The organism is Paenibacillus mendelii (assembly GCF_024498075.1).
In the GTDB taxonomy this organism is placed as follows: domain Bacteria; phylum Bacillota; class Bacilli; order Paenibacillales; family Paenibacillaceae; genus Paenibacillus_Z; species Paenibacillus_Z mendelii.
The window spans coordinates 1,427,328-1,443,440 of record NZ_JANHOF010000001.1 but is presented as its reverse complement, the minus strand read 5'-3'; the positions used below and the strand labels follow the sequence as shown (position 1 = coordinate 1,443,440).

The window sequence follows — 16,113 nt, the reverse complement described above, 5'->3', positions numbered from 1 at the left end:
AGCAGAATCAAGAAGTTAAAGCTGCACAAAACAAAGCATATGCTTACGAAGCAAGTTTTGTTGCGATGCAGATTCGAGAAGCAAATGCTGCACAAAACTTTTAGGAGGCAACAAACATGGCACAAGAACGCCAAGAGCTGCAGGGATACAATCCACAGGCTATCGAGCCGAAGTGGCAGAAGTATTGGGACGACAACAAAACGTTCAGAACGACAGAAGATGCGGATAAACCAAAGTTTTATGCGCTTGATATGTTTCCATATCCTTCTGGTGCGGGCTTGCATGTCGGCCATCCGGAAGGCTATACGGCGACGGATATCGTATCCCGTTACAAACGGATGCGCGGTTATAACGTGCTGCACCCTATGGGCTGGGATGCGTTCGGACTTCCCGCGGAACAGCATGCACTCGATACGGGCGAGCATCCGCGCGATATTACGGTTAAGAACATCAACAACTTCCGCCGCCAAATTAAATCGCTCGGCTTCTCCTATGATTGGGACCGCGAATTTAGCACGACTGATCCCGATTATTACAAGTGGACGCAGTGGATTTTTATCCAGCTGTACAATAAAGGGCTGGCTTATGTAGCAGAAGTGCCTGTGAACTGGTGTCCGGCACTGGGAACGGTACTTGCCAACGAAGAGGTCATTAACGGTCTGAGCGAGCGCGGCAACCATCCGGTTGTCCGCAAGCCAATGCGCCAATGGGTACTGAAGATTACGGAATATGCCGAGCGTCTGCTGGATGACTTGGAGGAGCTGGACTGGTCCGAGAGCATTAAGGATATGCAGCGCAACTGGATCGGCAAATCTACAGGGGCGGAAGTCACGTTCGCGATCGACGGACACGACGATGCACTTGTTGTCTTTACAACACGGCCGGATACACTGTTCGGCGCGACCTACTGCGTACTTGCTCCGGAGCATGAGCTGGTAGAGCGGATCACGACAAGCGAGCAGCAATCAGCTGTCAGTGCTTATCAGGAAGCGGCAGCACGCAAGAGCGATCTGGAGCGTACCGATTTGGCGAAAGACAAGTCCGGCGTATTTACTGGCGCTTATGCGGTAAACCCGGTTAACGGTGCAAAAGTGCCGATTTGGATCGCCGATTATGTCCTGGCCGGCTACGGAACGGGCGCGATCATGGCTGTTCCAGGCCATGACCAGCGCGACTGGGAATTTGCGAAGCAGTTCGAGCTGCCGATCATAGAAGTCGTGCAGGGCGGCGACATTTCCGTGGAGGCATATGCCGGGGACGGACCGCATGTCAATTCCGATATCTTGAACGGATTGAACAATGAGCAGGCGATTGCACGGATGATCGAGAAGCTGGAGGCCTCGGGCAAAGGACAAGGGAAAGTGACGTACCGTCTGCGCGATTGGCTGTTTAGCCGCCAGCGCTATTGGGGCGAGCCGATTCCGATTCTTCATCTGGAGGACGGAACGATGAAGCCGGTGCCTGTGGACCAGCTTCCGCTGCTGCTGCCGGATGTGGAACAAATTAAACCATCGGGTACAGGTGAATCTCCGCTTGCGAATGTAACCGAATGGGTAGAGACGATTGATCCGGAAACCGGAATGAAGGCGCGCCGCGAAACGAACACAATGCCGCAATGGGCGGGAAGCTGCTGGTATTACCTCCGGTTTATCGATCCGCATAACGAGAATGAGATCTGCTCGCCGGAGAAGCAGAAGGAATGGCTGCCGGTCGATCTGTACATCGGAGGAGCGGAGCATGCGGTGCTTCATCTGCTCTATGCCAGATTCTGGCATAAAGTATTGTACGATCTGGGCGTTGTGGCAACGAAAGAGCCGTTCCACAAGCTCGTCAATCAAGGAATGATTCTGGGCACGAACAATGAGAAAATGTCCAAATCACGCGGGAACGTCATTAATCCGGACGATATCGTGAATGAGTTCGGTGCGGATACGCTTCGTATGTATGAGATGTTCATGGGCCCGCTGGAGGCGACGAAGCCTTGGATCACAAACGGCGTTGAGGGCATGAACCGTTTCCTAAGCCGGGTATGGCGCCTGTTTGTCGGCGATGACGGCGAGCTGAATGCAAAGATTACGGACGAGGATGCTTCAGATGCATTCAAGCGGACCTGGCACCGCACGATCAAGAAAGTCGGAGACGATTACGAGAACCTGCGGTTTAATACGGCGATCAGCCAGCTGATGATCTTCGTCAATGACGCCTATAAAGCTGAGAAACTGCCAAGACAAGCGATGGAAAACTTCGTGCAGCTGCTGTCGCCATTGTCGCCGCATATCGCAGAAGAATTGTGGTCGAGGCTGGGTCACACCGAATCGGTCACCTACGCGGAGTGGCCGTCCCATAACGAAGCTTGGACGATTGATCAGGAAGTCGAAATTGTCGTTCAAGTGAACGGGAAAATTATCGATCGTCTATCGATCGCCGCGGATACGAACGAGTCGAATATGGAACAGATCGCGAAGCAGTCGGAGAAAGTGGCTGAGGCGATTGAAGGGAAGACCATTCGCAAAGTGATCGCGGTCAAAGGGAAGCTTGTTAATATCGTTGCCAACTAAATGAACATGAACGAAGAGGTGGATGGCCTCTTAACGCAAAGCATGCGTTAAGAGCCGTTCACCTCTTCGCCGTATAACGAGATGCTCACTTTGGCCAGATCATCGCGATATTTGGCATGTGTCGTGCGAATAACGGCATTGAATACGCCATTCATCTCGCGGTTGAGCAGGTCCAGCGCCTGGGCAGTAATCCCTCCTGGAACGGAAACACGGGCTTGCAGCTGCTCAGGCGTCATGCCCCCTTCGGTCAGGAGATGTCCCGTGCCTGCCAGCATCGTGCTGGCAATGGCCTGAGCTTCTTCCCGTTCGATGCCTGTCTCTTCTACGGCGGCATCGATAAATTTTTGCAGCACGAAGGCCATGAAGGCAGGGCCGCACGAAGAGAGATCGGAGACGATGCGGGTATGCCGCTCATCAATATGAAGGGGCTCGCTGATATGAGCAAGGAGGCTGTTCAAACGCTCCCTGTCCCTCTGCGCCATACGCTGGCCATACATGCATAAGGTTGCGCCGCAGCAGACATAGTTTGTGATGCTGGGGATCACTTTGGCGATTTTGCACGGCAGCCAATCCTCCAGCTGTGCCAGCATGACGGGACTGGTAATAGATACGATAATTTGATGAGGCTGAATGACGTTACGAAGCTCATGAATGATAGTTTTATATTCATGCGGCTTAATGCATAGAAAGACGATATCGCTCCCGGCTGCCGCTTCACTATTCTCGCGAACGGCACGAAGCCCGGGGTACCGGAGCGCCATGGCTTCTGCCTTGGCATAGGTGCGGTTGCTCGCGGTAATTTGCGTTGGATCGAGCGCGCCCGAACCGATAAACGCATCGATAAGCAGGCTGCCCATGCTTCCGATTCCAATAAAACCGACATTCATCGTTAGTCCCTCCCAAGGCGCTCTCCATTAGGAATAGCAGAGCTGCCGTAGCGCCGCATTCGAATCCACCCAATGGGAAGATGCTAAATGCGGCTATAATGCATGAATACGCGAAGCTTCGTGCTGCTAAGGCGAATCATGTTCATGCGATCCGATGAGATCTGCAGCTGTACAGGGAAAGGCCCGATTAGGGCGGCTGCGTCGATATACACCGGACCTCAAGCGCGGTCGTTATGCTGCTCTCACTAGGTTATGCGCGGAAGCCTGGTTATGATGACCATTTTTTTCTTAAAAAGAATGACCGGCAGCGATTCGCCAGTCTTAAAAAGTTTAGTTATCAAAGAGACGATAGGAGTGTGCGGTATGCGGAAACGATTCATACGTTTGGTTTCGAGGGAGACTTGGCTGATGGGAGCGTTAATACTGGCCGGTGCGGTGATGCTCGGCTTTGCTTTGAGAGAAACGACCGCTAAGGAACCGCCTGGGTGGGTGGCGATGAATGAACAGGTCGAGGCCGTTCTGGCTTCGCAGGCAAAGGAAGAGGAGCAGGCTAACAATCAAGAGAAGGGTACCAGCGCCGTTGAGAAGGGAGCTGCGGTTAAAGCGGATAATGGGGCGGAGGCAGCAGCGGTTAAGGAACCTCAAGCTGACCAAGCTGACCAAGTGGCTCCAAGCGAAGCTTCTTCTAGGGGAACGTCTGCCGAGCAATCGGAAGGCAAGCCGCCGATCGTCAAGGATGAAGCGGACAGCTCTGGAAAAATCGACATTAACCGCGCAACCGCCGAGCAGCTGGACGAGCTTCCGGGGATCGGCGCGGCCAAGGCGAAGGCGATTATAGCCGACCGCGAGAAGAATGGTCCGTTCCAATCGACAAAAGATTTGCTGCGCGTCAAAGGAATCGGGACGAAATTGCTCGAAAAAATGAATCCGCTCATTGTCGCCGGGTCTTGATTGTGCGAAAATAAGTGGGACAGGCAAAAATGGGCCTGTCGCCCATTTAAGTCGAGGAGGAATAGTTCAAATGTCAGATCAACAGAAATTATCTTTAGAAACTCTGGCTGTCCATGGGGGCCAGGAAATCGATCCTACGACACTGTCCCGGGCAGTGCCGATTTATCAAACGTCTTCATACGGTTTTCGTGATACGGATCACGCAGCTGATCTGTTTGCATTGAAAGAATTCGGGAATATTTATACACGTATCATGAATCCGACAAGCGATGTGTTCGAGAAGCGCGTTGCGGCTCTTGAGGGAGCGCCAGCTGCACTGGCCGTTGCCTCCGGACAAGCTGCCATCACGTACTCGATCTTGAATATTGCCGGTGCGGGCGATGAAATCGTTTCTTCGACAAGCTTGTATGGCGGAACGTATAATTTATTCGCGATCACGCTTCCGAAGCTCGGCATCAACGTGAAGTTCGTTGATCCGTCCGATCCAAGCAATTTCGAAGCGGCGATTACCGAGAAGACGAAAGCGGTATTCGCAGAAACGATCGGTAACCCGAAAGGCGATCTGATCGATATTGAGGCCGTAGCGGCGATCGCGCATAAGCATGGCGTTCCTCTTATCGTGGACAATACGTTCCCGAGCCCATTCTTGTGCCGTCCGATTGAGCACGGCGCGGATATCGTCGTTCACTCGGCTACGAAGTTTATTGGCGGCCATGGAACGTCGATCGGCGGTATCGTTGTGGACAGCGGCAAATTCGACTGGAAAGCAAGCGGCAGATTCCCGGGCCTTACCGAGCCGGATCCGAGCTATCACGGCGTTGTTTACACGGATGCAGTAGGTCCTGTAGCCTACATTATTAAGATGCGCGTACAGCTGCTCCGCGACATGGGCGCGGCGCTGTCTCCATTCAATTCCTTCCTCCTGCTTCAAGGACTGGAGACGCTTCATCTTCGTATGGAGCGCCACTGCTCCAATGCGCTTGCAGTTGCGCAATTCTTGGAAGCAAACGATGCGGTTGAGTGGGTAAACTACCCGGGTCTGAAGAGCCATCCTTCTTATGACCTCGCGCAGAAGTATTTGCCTAAAGGCCAAGGCGCGATTCTGACCTTCGGCATCAAAGGCGGACGCGAAGCAGGCAAGAAGGTCATCAATGCGGTTCAGTTGTTCTCTCACCTGGCTAACGTAGGGGACTCCAAGTCGCTTATTATTCATCCGGCAAGCACGACGCATCAGCAGTTGTCCGAAGAAGGACAGATTGCTGCAGGCGTAAGCCCGGGGATGATTCGTCTGTCTGTTGGTACGGAAGGTATCGACGACATTCTGGCCGATCTGAGCCAAGCGCTCAAAGCGAGCCAGTCTTAATTATAGAAGAACGAAGGGAAGAATGAAGACGATGGAAACGTCACCGCAAGACAGCGTGCGCAAAGATTGGGACACCTACTTCATGGATATCGCCTATATGGTCTCGACACGTTCACGTTGTCCGCGCAGACATGTCGGTGCTGTCTTGGTTCAAGGGAAGAAGCTGCTCGGAACCGCCTATAACGGCGCCCCGATGGGGGTGGCCGATTGCTCGGAAGCCGGCTGCATGATCGTAGAGGAGGTCGAGCTGACGCTGGTCGATTCGGAGGAGCGCATGGTGAAGAAGCAGCGCTGCATCCGTACGATTCATGCGGAGCAGAATCTCCTTATGTTCACCGACCGGATCGACCGTGAAGGGTCGACGGTCTACGTGACGGATCAACCCTGCTGGACCTGTGCCAACATGCTGGCAAACAGTGGTGTCAAAGAGATCGTCTACCACCGCAACTATCCGAAGGATAGCGAGAAAGTGAACACGCTGATGACGCAGAAAGGAATCGTATTCCGGAATTTAGCTGAATACGAGCCGCCCGCGCAGGCGGGAATGAGCGTGATTTCATAGTGCGGTAATCATTCAAGTTAATATCTGTGAGGAAGAACCTCCGGACGTGCCGATAACGGTGCAGCCGGAGGTTCTTTTGTGTTCTGTTCGAACGGGATTGGAAGAGGGGACGCGGTACGGGGGAGTCCTCAGATGCCGATAAGCAGCAATTAAACCATTGACAAGACCTGCTTTGAAAGGAGCGCTAACGTTGACCAGAAGACCCATCGTCCTGTTCACGATCTGTTGGATCATTGGCAGCGCCGCGGCGGCCGGGTTGACCAACCGCGGCATTCTGCTGGCCGGCGGCGCGCTCGCTGCCGCGCTGCTTGCTATGGCGATGCGGCGGCGGGAAGCCTGGCCGCTCGCCGCCGCTTGCCTCGCCGCGTTCGGCGTCGCAGCAGGGGAGCGCATGTGGGCGGATGCCCGCAATGTGACGGCGCTCCAAGACCTGCTCGCCGCCGCAGCGGCTGCCGTTCCTTCCGCTTCCCCAGCCGTGGAAGCGGAAGGAACGATTATCTCCGCGGTCGAGATCGACGGCGACCGCGTGCAGTTCCGCGTGACGGCGCATACCGTCCGCGTCGAGGGCGAGCAGGCGCCGCGCAAGCTTAGCGCCGAGCGCCTGCTCGTGCAGGTCAGGCTGGAGGAGCAGCCTGACCAGGCGGTCGCCGCCCGCTGGCAGCGCGGCGACCGGGTTCGCGTGGCCGGCGTGCTGGAGCTGCCGGCCGTGGCGACCAACTTCGGCGGCTTCGATTACCGCCGCTACTTGAGCGGCCAGCGCATGCACGGGCTGCTCAAGGCGAAGGGAGTCGCCTCCGTGCAAACCGCCGCGGGCCCGGCCCTGAGCAAGGCATCGCTGCTGGGCCGCATCGATGCCATTCGCGATGCCCTTGGCTCGCGGATGGAGGACATGTACCCGGCGGAGCAGGCCGGGTACATGAAAGGCCTCGTCCTCGGCATACGCGAGGATCTCGATCCCGACCGCTTCCGTCAGTTTTCCCAACTCGGACTGACGCACATTCTGGCCATCTCCGGCCTCCATGTCGCCGTATTTCTATACGTGCTCGGAGGCCTGCTCAAGCTGCTGCGCATGACGCGCGAACGGTTGCTGCTGGTCATGATCGTCGCCGTGCCGCTCTATGTCCTGCTGGCTGGCGGCTCGCCATCGGTTATTCGGGCCGGCATCATGGCGATGCTGGGCTTGACGGCAGCCCGCCTCGGCAAGCTGAAGGACGGGCTGCATCTACTTGCGGCGGCGGCGCTACTGATGCTTGTCTATGATCCTTACTTGCTGGAGGATGTCGGCTTTCAGCTATCGTTTATCGTAACGGCAGGGCTTATTATCGGCGTTCAGCCTGTTCGCAGGCGAATGCCGGAATCGAAGCGTTGGAAGGCGCTGTACGATTTGGCAGCGGTAACGATCGTGGCCCAAGCGGTTTCGTTTCCACTGACCGTCTATTATTTCAATCAATTCCACCTGCTGTCGCTTCCGGCTAACTTTGCGTTAGTGCCATTCATTAGCTTCATCGTCATGCCGCTTGGCGGCGCATCGCTGCTGCTGGCGGACATCTGGCATCCTGCCGCCTCCCTGTTGGCGAAGGGAGCGGAGATCGGCAATGACCTTACCTTCGGCTTTGTGCTGCGATTGAGCGAGGTTGACCGGTTCCGGTTCATTTGGGCGAAGCCGCCGCTCTGGTGGGTGGTTGTCATCTACGCGGCATTGGGGCTAATAGTCTTCTGCCTGAATAGACGTTCCGCTGCTCCGCCCAATCCGGAACAGGAGGATGCGGCGGTACAGAATCTTATCGAGGATACGCAGCCGCTCTTGGGTTCAGGTGCAAGCTTCAATCTGCGGGGTCATGGAGACGGATTCCCGACAGCCGGGGATGGACGGGATAGCAAGGCGAGAGCGAGCAGGCTTCTTCGGCATAGCACCGCTGCAGGAGCCATAGTTACACTGCTGCTGCCTTTGCTCTGGGCCTATCATCCGGATTGGAACAATCGTGATGCGCTGGTCAGCTTCATTGATGTGGGTCAAGGCGATTCAATACTCGTGCGCACAGCAGAAGGCAAGCATCTTCTTATCGACGGGGGCGGGATCGTAAGCTTTCGTAAGAAGGGGGATGAATGGAAGAATCGGCGCGATCCATTCGAGGTAGGACGGAAGACGGTCGTGCCGCTCCTGCAGCAGCGGGGCGTGCAAGCGATTGATCTGCTGGTGATCTCCCATCTGGATAGCGACCATATAAGAGGGCTGCATGCCATTATATCGAGTATCCCGGTGAAACGAATCTTATGGAATGGGACGTTCAAAGCATCGGACGATGCGCGCACGCTGCTGCTAACCGCTGTGGTGCGAGGCATCCCGCTTTACCGGGCAGACGAAGGGCAGCGCTGGGAGATCGACGGGAGCACTCGTATGACGGTAATCGGCAGTTCGGACGAAGAATGGTTTAAAGCGGTAGAGGGTACGGGGGATATGATGCCGGATGTGCCGCATGTCGAGGAGCAGAACGGGCAGAGCGTCGCATTCCTTCTTCATCTGTACGACCGGACGTTCTTGTTCGCTGGTGATGCGGATGCCAAGGAGGAGCGGACGCTTATTGAGCGGGCGGATCGGGTAAACCATCAACAGCTTCAGCATAAACAACAATTGGCTCCGATTGATGTGATGAAGGTATCCCATCACGGCAGCAAAACGTCGACGACTGCAGAATGGCTCGCCTACTGGCAGCCGAAGACCGCGGTAATTTCTGTGGGCCGCACGAACGTGTACGGGCATCCGAATGCGGATGTTCTCACCCGTCTGCATAACGCGGGTACGCAAATTTTGCGTACGGATCGCGATGGTGAAGTGCAAATTCGGGTTACCGGGAAGAACGGTATGCTTATTCGAACGATGCTCCATAATCCTAACGAGTCTTAAGCTCTTTTTTGTATTCATGGTATGGGGGCTATCGTTGTGAAAACGGGCTGCAAGCGACAGCGCGTCATTGAAAACTTTTTATACCGGAGAGACGTTCTTAGAAGGAGGGTTGGGCACCTTTTCAAGAGACGTCTCTTTGTCTATATTTACCACTGGTTATATGCCTGCTTCCGCGTGTAGTCTCAGTCTATACGGTTTTAGTATTTTCTGATATGCTTTATTTTGGGACTTTCTATTCCGTCATGACCTACCTAAAAATTTATTAAAGACTTTTTACCTATGCGTGCAACATTATTGACTTCCTTTCCGTCTGAAAGGTTGCAAGAGAGGGGGATCCTCCGTGGTGGAGCCCGGCCTAATCAAAGCCGCACAAGCGGGCGACGGCGACGCTCTGATTTCTCTATTGCGTGAGATTGAAAATCATGTTTACCGGACAGCCTACTATATACTAAACAATGAACAAGATGCGTTGGATGCCGCTCAGGAGGCACTTATCCGCATTTATACCAAAATCGGATCTTACGAAGAGAAGGCGCAGTTTAAAACATGGGTTCAACGAATCGTAACGAATATATGCATCGATAAATTCCGCCGCAATAAACCGACGATTTCCATTGACGAACACGATATGGTGTTCAGGGACTCTCACACGGTTGAGGAGGAAGTGCTTTCCGCTTATGCCGTTCAGGATATCCGGAAGGCGATCGATAAACTGCCTGAACATCATCGCGCAGTCGTTGTACTGCGATATTTGCAGGATTTTTCGTATAACGAGATAGCGGACTCTCTTGATTTGCCGTTGAATACCGTAAAGTCATATTTATTCCGGGCGCGGCAGCAGCTTCAAACGTACTTACATGACTATCAGAAAGGTGGTGTCCGAGGATGAATTGTCAAGAGGGGATGGAATATATGCAAAGACAGCTGGACGGCGATCTCGACGAGCGGGAAAGCGAAGCCTTGATAAGTCATACGAGGCATTGCCAACAGTGCGCGGCGATGTTTGAGCGTCTGCAGCTGCTTTCTGCGGGATTGGAGAATCTGCCGAAGGTCACACCGCCATACAGCTTAGTCGATGCCATCCTGCCCCGCCTTGCAGAGCTCCCTGCTGCCGAAGCCGTGCGTGCGCCTGTTGGCGAGAGAACGCAGAAGCAAGCGGAGCGGGTCGTGCCCGTCAAGCGTTGGACAGATCGGTTCTCGATGCGCGCATTTGGCGGTGTCCTGGCAGCTGGCGTCGTAGTTGGCTTGTTTCTAGTAACCTATCAACCGGACGGCGCCGCTAAGAACGACGCCAGTCTGTTCGATGCGTCATCTGCAAATATGGCGATGGATAGCGGGAAACAATCGTCTAGCAGTGAATCTCAATCTGCGCCGGATGACAGCGAGCAGAATGCTGACGAAGAGGTAAGCACGTCGTCCGCGGACCGGAACACCTCAGAGCCGGAAGAAAGAGCAATCGAGCCCCGGTCGAAGAGTATAGCTGGCAACGACAGCGGCGGCAGCGGCAGCACGGACAAGGGCAGTGTTGAATCCGATACCTATTACGTCGGAGAAAAGCAGGAGAAGGATCCGGAAGCCGAAGCCGAAGCCGAGCCAAGCCAAGGCAAAGGCAACTCGCCGAATTATAATTTCAATATCACAAAGGACCCCTCCCAGGAGTCCGAGTCGGCGGGCAACAACGGGAATGTAGAGGAACAGATGGATGCGATCCATAAACAAGGCATTCTTGGTGAAACGAAGAATCCTCAGGACGAGAGTCTCTCCCCGGACGAGAACTATAAGGCCGTAGTTGTCCAGAATGAACTTCATGTCTACCATGTTGCAGACAACAAGCTCCTGTTTATAAGCGATCCGGTCTCCGGCGGGGTTGGAGCCATAGTATGGGCTGCCGACAGCAAGACGCTAACCTACGAGGCACGGTCCGACAATGGGACTGTCCAAATGGTTGTTGTTGACCCTGAAGCGGGAACGTCGCAGGTCCAGAGCCCATAATTGGGCAAGACTTTTGTCACACATGAATGGATACTTGCGTATAGTGAAGTATCGGAAAGCGTCTTAGGGCGATGCCTTAACGTCGTATGATCATCCGCAGATAGTACCATGGACTGTCTGCTTGCGGATGTTTATATAGATGTTCAGGGACAAAGGGATGAAGCAGCCATTGCTTCATCCCTTTGTTGCGCGGTTTAAGGGGCGGGCACGGGATGTGAAGGCGGTGCTGTACATGGTATGATAGACAAATCATGTAACGGATATAGGAGAGCTGCAGATGGATATGAAGGACGCGATGAAGGAATGGAAAGCAGGCCAGTTCCGGCCTGTCTATGTGCTGTATGGCAAAGACCGGTACCGGATGAGGCAATTTGTCGCGGCGTTGACGGACAAGCTGCTGCCAGCGGAGGAGCAAGAGCTCGGCGTCGTCAAGTTCGACATGGCCGAATCCCCGATCGGAGAAGCGATAGCCGAAGCGGAAACATTGCCGTTCTTCGCTTCCCGCAAGCTAGTGATCATACGCGACCAGTCGGTATTAGCCGCGGCTTCAAGCAATAAGGAAGGCGGCAAAATCGATCATCAAACCGACCAGCTGCTGGCCTATCTGCAGCAGCCGTGCGAGAGCAGCGTGATCGTATTTCTCGTTTATGCCGAGAAGCTGGATGAGCGCCGCAAAGCGGTCAAGCTGCTTAAGGATCGGCACGTGCTGCTTGCCTTTCAGGAGCTGACGGAGAATGAGCTGCTGCTGTGGACGATGAAACGGGCTGAGGAGCAGGGGAGAACACTCCGGCGGGAGGCCGCCGAGATGCTGCTGACACGAACGGGGACCAGCATGCAGCAGCTCGCACTTGAGGTGGACAAGCTGTGCTTGCATGCCGGACACGGCGGGACCATCGGAGAGCTGACGGTCGACAAGCTGATTGCGACAACCGTCGAGGAGGACGTCTTCGCGCTCATCGATGCCATGGCCTCACTGCAGGTAGAGAGAGCGCTGAAGCTGTATAACGAGCTTCTGCTCCGTCGCGAGGAGCCGATCAAGATTACGGCACTCATCGCCCGCCAGCTGCGCATTATGCTGCAGGTGAAGGAGCTGGAGCAGCATCGGTATACGCCGCAGCAAATGGCCGGACAGATTGGCCTGCATCCTTACGCGGTTAAGCTGGCCGCCGAGAAGGCGCGTAAATTCTCGGTCCCGGCGCTGGGCAGCCACTTGAACAGGGTTGCGGATCTGGATTACCGGATGAAGACCGGACAAATCGATAAGACATTGGGGTTAGAGCTGTTTCTGCTATCCCTTGCCGCTTCTTAAGCGGTGCTTCCATCAGCATATACTAAAAAAAGTCCTGTCGTCCGCAATTGCGGGGGACAGGACTTTTATGTCATTAGGCTTGAGCCGAAAGAGCATTCAGCTTTTTCGCTAGACGTGACTTTTTGCGTGCAGCCGCATTCTTATGAACCAGACCTTTAGTAACCGCTTTGTCGAGCTTCTTCGTTGCGAGAGTCAGAGCTGCTTTAGCAGCTTCTACATCAGTTGCAACTACAGCTTGGTCAGCAGCTTTAACGGCCGAGCGGAGCGCGGATTTTTGCGAAGCGTTCAAAGCGCGACGCTTTTCAATCGTTTTAACGCGTTTCACAGCGGATTTAATGTTTGGCATTGCATTCACCTCCCGTAAAAGGAAAAACCCCATTGTAACAACATAACTTGAAACATTTTATCACGTGAAAGCCCAAATTGCAATAGCCCTCGGCCACTCTACTTTCTTGACGCTGATGGATGACCGAATAAATCGGCGGTTGCTTCCGCAAACTAACGCAAACGTTATGGAAGGAGCGCCTTTGCGAATATGGATGAACTTGATTTGCAGCAGTTTGCAGTAGGGATTGACTTGGCGCTGGAAGCAAAAGAGTTGGCGGAATCCGGGGGTCATGGACCTATTCCGGGCGTTCTCTCGGAGATCACGGATGAAGAGGGAATCAAGATTACGCGTTTGCAGGTTCAAAATGATGAAGGGGCGCGTGCGCTCGGGAAGATGCCCGGTCATTACGTGACCTTCGAGGTACCGGATCTGCGCAAGCTGGATACAGGGCTGCAGGATCGCGTTGCAACCAAGCTGGCCCAGGAATTCGAGTCCTTCCTTGCCCGGATAGGCATCGGCAAAAAGGCGAATATCCTCATCGTCGGGCTTGGAAACTGGAATGTCACACCCGATGCACTGGGTCCGCTCGTGGTGGAGAATGTGATGGTGACGCGGCATTTCTTCGAGTTGATGCCGGATCAAGTGTCTCCTGGATACCGGAGTGTTAGTGCCGTTGCTCCCGGAGTTCTGGGAATAACGGGGATTGAATCGAGCGAAATTGTACAGGGCATTGTCGAACGGGCGAAGCCGGAAGTCATCATTGCCATTGATGCGCTTGCCTCGAAGGCGCTTGAGCGTGTGAATACGACGATTCAAATTGCAGATACAGGCATCCATCCAGGCTCCGGTATCGGCAATAAGCGCCGCGGGCTCACGAAGGAAATATTGGGCATACCCGTCATTGCGATCGGCGTGCCGACGGTCGTGTATGCCTCCACCATTGTTAACAATACCATTGAGCTGATGCGGAACCATGTTCAAGCGCAGAATGGCAATACGGATCACATCTTCGGGCTGATCAACAAGATGGAAGAGAAGGACCGGCTGCAGCTCGTACGCGAAGCCTTGGGGCCGCTCGGTCATGATCTGCTTGTCACGCCGAAGGAAATCGATCAATTCATCGAGGACATTGCGAACATTATTGCGAGCGGGCTGAATGCGGGCTTGCACGATGCCGTAGATACTTCGAACGTGGCTGCTTATACGCACTAAGCCAGATATCGATTGATGTTTATCTGGGCTGCACGCCTGCTTGGCATATCCTTGCCGCCAGGGTAGTGCGGCTTTTTTGCCGCGGCGAAACTAGCAGCTAGCAGATCCAGGAAGGAAAACTAGCTTTCTAGCAAATTTGTGGTTCTATGAATTCCCTTCGTCCCATAGGTTAGTAGTAGGCAGGTAGCAGCGATCGCTTATGGTTGGGAGGACGAAGCATGATGAAACAGATTGTCGTGACTTGGAACTTGGGCAAAGGGAGCAGGCAGCTGCGCAAGTTGCTTGTGACAGGTCGGATGTTCGCGTTGTTGTCGCTCGGATCTATGGTGATGGTTCTTGTCATTGGGGTTGGTGCCATTGTGCAGCAGAAAGCGGCATCCTCGCCCGTTTCTTCGATGAAAGGATTCGCAGCTAACGTTTCGGGAGGGCTGTTCTCGGATATGCTGGCGATGGAAATGCCTGGGACCGGCACAGAGGACACGGAGGCTTCGATATCGGGCAAGCAGATCAGCTCTTTCCTCGTTCGGCTGCTGACGGATATCAATCCAGATGATCCAAAGAGCCTGCTTGCAGGGGAGTATCCTGGCTTGAAATCAGACGATACCGTGCTGCTGCGTCCTGGATCCGTGGATGAGACGTTTATCGACCCAGGGGATCACGGCCCGATCGCGGCGGTTGACGAGAACGAAGTCCTTCCAAGCGAATCCGGTACAAGCCCGGATAACGGGACTGGGGACGGCTCAGGGCGACCGGATCCCGGCGCAGGAGAAGACTTCTCTCCAGAGGATGGAGGGACTGCCGCACCGCCGGCCGATAAACCGGTTAAGCCGGACACAGCCGCAAAACCGACGACTGGGAAGAAGAAAGTGGTCTTTATCTACCATTCTCATAATCGCGAATCCTGGTATCCGGAGCTCAAGAGCGGTGCGAAGGATCCTTCTTCCGCAACGAAGAATGTCACTCTGCTCGGCAAACGACTGAAGCAGAAGCTGGAGGAGGAAGGCGTTGGAGCCACTACTTCTTCCGCTGATTATCCGACGGCGATTAAAAAATACAATTGGGCGCTATCCTATAAATATTCGAAACAGACCGTTACGGAGGCTATGGCATCTAACGATCAGCTGAAGTTTTTCTTCGATCTTCACCGCGATTCGCTTCGTAAGAAAAACACGACCATTACGATAAAGGGCTTGCCGTATGCGCGCGTATATTTTGTCATCGGTCACGCGAATCCGAATTGGCGCAAGAACGAGAGCTTCGCAAACCGCATTCATGATGCGCTAGAGAAGGATTATCCGGGGCTTTCGAAAGGCATATTGGGCAAGACGACGGCCAGTGGGAACGGGGAATATAATCAATCGATTTCGCCGGGCAGCATCCTGATTGAAATCGGCGGTGTGGATAATACTTTGGAGGAATCATACCGGACAATTGATGCGCTGGCCAAGGTCATATCGGAGCTTTACTGGGATGCAGAGAAGGTTAGCAAGCCGATCGCAAGCTGATAGAAAGATCCTATAAATAAACGGGCATGCCCGGAAGGAGGAGCAGGCATATGCGGCGTCAACCTATGAAATGGGCTTTAGTCGGCGGGATGGTCGTACTTGTCGTCATGTTCGGAATCGATCTCGCCTCGAGCGGAGTGGAACGGATTTACGGACCGATGGATAGAGGGAGCGGAACAAGCGTCGGCCGTCTGACATACGACGACGTGGAGTCCGGCAGAAGCCAAGTGGATTCGGAACCCTATAGGGATGAATACGATGCCGGCGACCTCCTGCCGGAGGAACGTGACCTGACAACGAGCCGGTCTGCACGGAGCGTCGAGGAAGCAGCGAGATTGCGTGATCGTCAGGGGGCCTATGAAGACGATTATATGGCCGAGCTAGATAATGAGCGGCTGCCCGGCATTCCCGATATGAGGGAGGATTCGACGGTAAACAAGCTGGCTGACGGAACCGCAGGTATCCTCCAATCCCTATCGAGTCAAGGGATTCGGTTCGTCGTTTCTTTCTTCGAATCGGTTACGGATTGATGGTCAACCCC

At 54.3% G+C, this 16,113-nt stretch carries 13 protein-coding genes; 11 read left to right on the top strand and 2 right to left on the bottom strand.

Annotated features, from left to right (window positions below; translation table 11 throughout):
- The first annotated feature begins 116 nt into the window (after positions 1 to 116).
- A complete protein-coding gene (gene leuS / locus NNL21_RS06605; RefSeq protein WP_204816598.1) occupies positions 117 to 2,558 on the top strand; it encodes a leucine--tRNA ligase in 2,442 nt (813 codons plus the stop codon).
- Positions 2,559 to 2,605: 47 nt separating this feature from the next.
- On the opposite strand, the gene comER is transcribed toward leuS, so the two are convergent.
- A complete protein-coding gene (gene comER, locus NNL21_RS06600; RefSeq protein WP_204816597.1) occupies positions 2,606 to 3,445 on the bottom strand; it encodes a late competence protein ComER in 840 nt (279 codons plus the stop codon).
- Positions 3,446 to 3,808: 363 nt separating this feature from the next.
- Between comER and NNL21_RS06595 the strand changes: the two genes are divergently transcribed.
- The 7 genes from NNL21_RS06595 (at position 3,809) to holA (ending at position 12,527) form a co-directional block, all read left to right on the top strand.
- Complete coding sequence (locus tag NNL21_RS06595; RefSeq protein ID WP_204816596.1) at positions 3,809 to 4,396, top strand: ComEA family DNA-binding protein; 588 nt, start codon at positions 3,809 to 3,811, stop codon at positions 4,394 to 4,396.
- Positions 4,397 to 4,466: 70 nt separating this feature from the next.
- Positions 4,467 to 5,759 (top strand): homocysteine synthase, encoded by a 1,293-nt coding sequence (locus tag NNL21_RS06590; RefSeq protein ID WP_204816595.1) that lies wholly within the window; start codon positions 4,467 to 4,469, stop codon positions 5,757 to 5,759.
- Positions 5,760 to 5,781: 22 nt separating this feature from the next.
- Entirely contained in the window at positions 5,782 to 6,321 is a 540-nt protein-coding gene (locus NNL21_RS06585) for a deoxycytidylate deaminase (protein WP_256555068.1), read from the top strand.
- A 190-nt stretch (positions 6,322 to 6,511) separates the two neighbouring features.
- Positions 6,512 to 9,226 (top strand): ComEC/Rec2 family competence protein, encoded by a 2,715-nt coding sequence (locus tag NNL21_RS06580; RefSeq protein WP_204816594.1) that lies wholly within the window; start codon positions 6,512 to 6,514, stop codon positions 9,224 to 9,226.
- Between the two features lie 340 nt (positions 9,227 to 9,566).
- Positions 9,567 to 10,115 carry an RNA polymerase sigma factor gene (locus NNL21_RS06575; RefSeq protein WP_204816593.1) on the top strand — a complete coding sequence of 183 codons (549 nt, stop codon included), beginning with the start codon at positions 9,567 to 9,569 and terminating at the stop codon, positions 10,113 to 10,115.
- Positions 10,112 to 11,218 (top strand): anti-sigma factor, encoded by a 1,107-nt coding sequence (locus NNL21_RS06570; RefSeq protein WP_204816592.1) that lies wholly within the window; start codon positions 10,112 to 10,114, stop codon positions 11,216 to 11,218. Before NNL21_RS06575 ends, NNL21_RS06570 begins: the two co-directional genes overlap by 4 nt.
- Positions 11,219 to 11,495: 277 nt before the next feature.
- The gene (gene holA / locus NNL21_RS06565) at positions 11,496 to 12,527 is read left to right on the top strand and encodes a DNA polymerase III subunit delta (RefSeq protein ID WP_204816591.1); all 1,032 of its coding nucleotides are present in this window, start codon (positions 11,496 to 11,498) and stop codon (positions 12,525 to 12,527) included.
- Between the two features lie 73 nt (positions 12,528 to 12,600).
- Here holA and rpsT read toward each other — a convergent pair whose 3' ends face one another.
- Complete coding sequence (gene rpsT, locus NNL21_RS06560) at positions 12,601 to 12,873, bottom strand: 30S ribosomal protein S20 (RefSeq protein WP_204816590.1); 273 nt, start codon at positions 12,871 to 12,873, stop codon at positions 12,601 to 12,603.
- Positions 12,874 to 13,062: 189 nt separating this feature from the next.
- Here rpsT and gpr point away from each other — a divergent pair, with 189 nt between their 5' ends.
- From gpr to NNL21_RS06545, 3 genes are all read left to right on the top strand, one after another.
- A complete protein-coding gene (gene gpr, locus NNL21_RS06555) occupies positions 13,063 to 14,067 on the top strand; it encodes a GPR endopeptidase (protein WP_204816589.1) in 1,005 nt (334 codons plus the stop codon).
- Positions 14,068 to 14,285: 218 nt separating this feature from the next.
- The gene (locus NNL21_RS06550; protein ID WP_256555067.1) at positions 14,286 to 15,572 is read left to right on the top strand and encodes a stage II sporulation protein P; all 1,287 of its coding nucleotides are present in this window, start codon (positions 14,286 to 14,288) and stop codon (positions 15,570 to 15,572) included.
- 50 nt (positions 15,573 to 15,622) lie between these two features.
- Positions 15,623 to 16,102: a hypothetical protein gene (locus NNL21_RS06545; RefSeq protein WP_204816588.1), complete on the top strand. Its 480-nt coding sequence runs from the start codon at positions 15,623 to 15,625 to the stop codon at positions 16,100 to 16,102.
- Positions 16,103 to 16,113 lie beyond the last annotated feature (11 nt).

Bases quoted from the DNA above. Each gene is read 5' to 3' on its own strand.
- leuS (WP_204816598.1), top strand. From the start codon at position 117: ATGGCACAAGAACGCCAAGAGCTGCAGGGATACAATCCACAGGCTATC.
- NNL21_RS06545 (WP_204816588.1), top strand. From the start codon at position 15,623: ATGCGGCGTCAACCTATGAAATGGGCTTTAGTCGGCGGGATGGTCGTA.
- rpsT (WP_204816590.1), bottom strand. From the start codon at position 12,873: ATGCCAAACATTAAATCCGCTGTGAAACGCGTTAAAACGATTGAAAAG.
- NNL21_RS06595 (WP_204816596.1), top strand. From the start codon at position 3,809: ATGCGGAAACGATTCATACGTTTGGTTTCGAGGGAGACTTGGCTGATG.
- comER (WP_204816597.1), bottom strand. From the start codon at position 3,445: ATGAATGTCGGTTTTATTGGAATCGGAAGCATGGGCAGCCTGCTTATC.
- NNL21_RS06550 (WP_256555067.1), top strand. From the start codon at position 14,286: ATGATGAAACAGATTGTCGTGACTTGGAACTTGGGCAAAGGGAGCAGG.
- NNL21_RS06570 (WP_204816592.1), top strand. From the start codon at position 10,112: ATGAATTGTCAAGAGGGGATGGAATATATGCAAAGACAGCTGGACGGC.
- NNL21_RS06585 (WP_256555068.1), top strand. From the start codon at position 5,782: ATGAAGACGATGGAAACGTCACCGCAAGACAGCGTGCGCAAAGATTGG.
- gpr (WP_204816589.1), top strand. From the start codon at position 13,063: ATGGATGAACTTGATTTGCAGCAGTTTGCAGTAGGGATTGACTTGGCG.
- holA (WP_204816591.1), top strand. From the start codon at position 11,496: ATGGATATGAAGGACGCGATGAAGGAATGGAAAGCAGGCCAGTTCCGG.
- NNL21_RS06590 (WP_204816595.1), top strand. From the start codon at position 4,467: ATGTCAGATCAACAGAAATTATCTTTAGAAACTCTGGCTGTCCATGGG.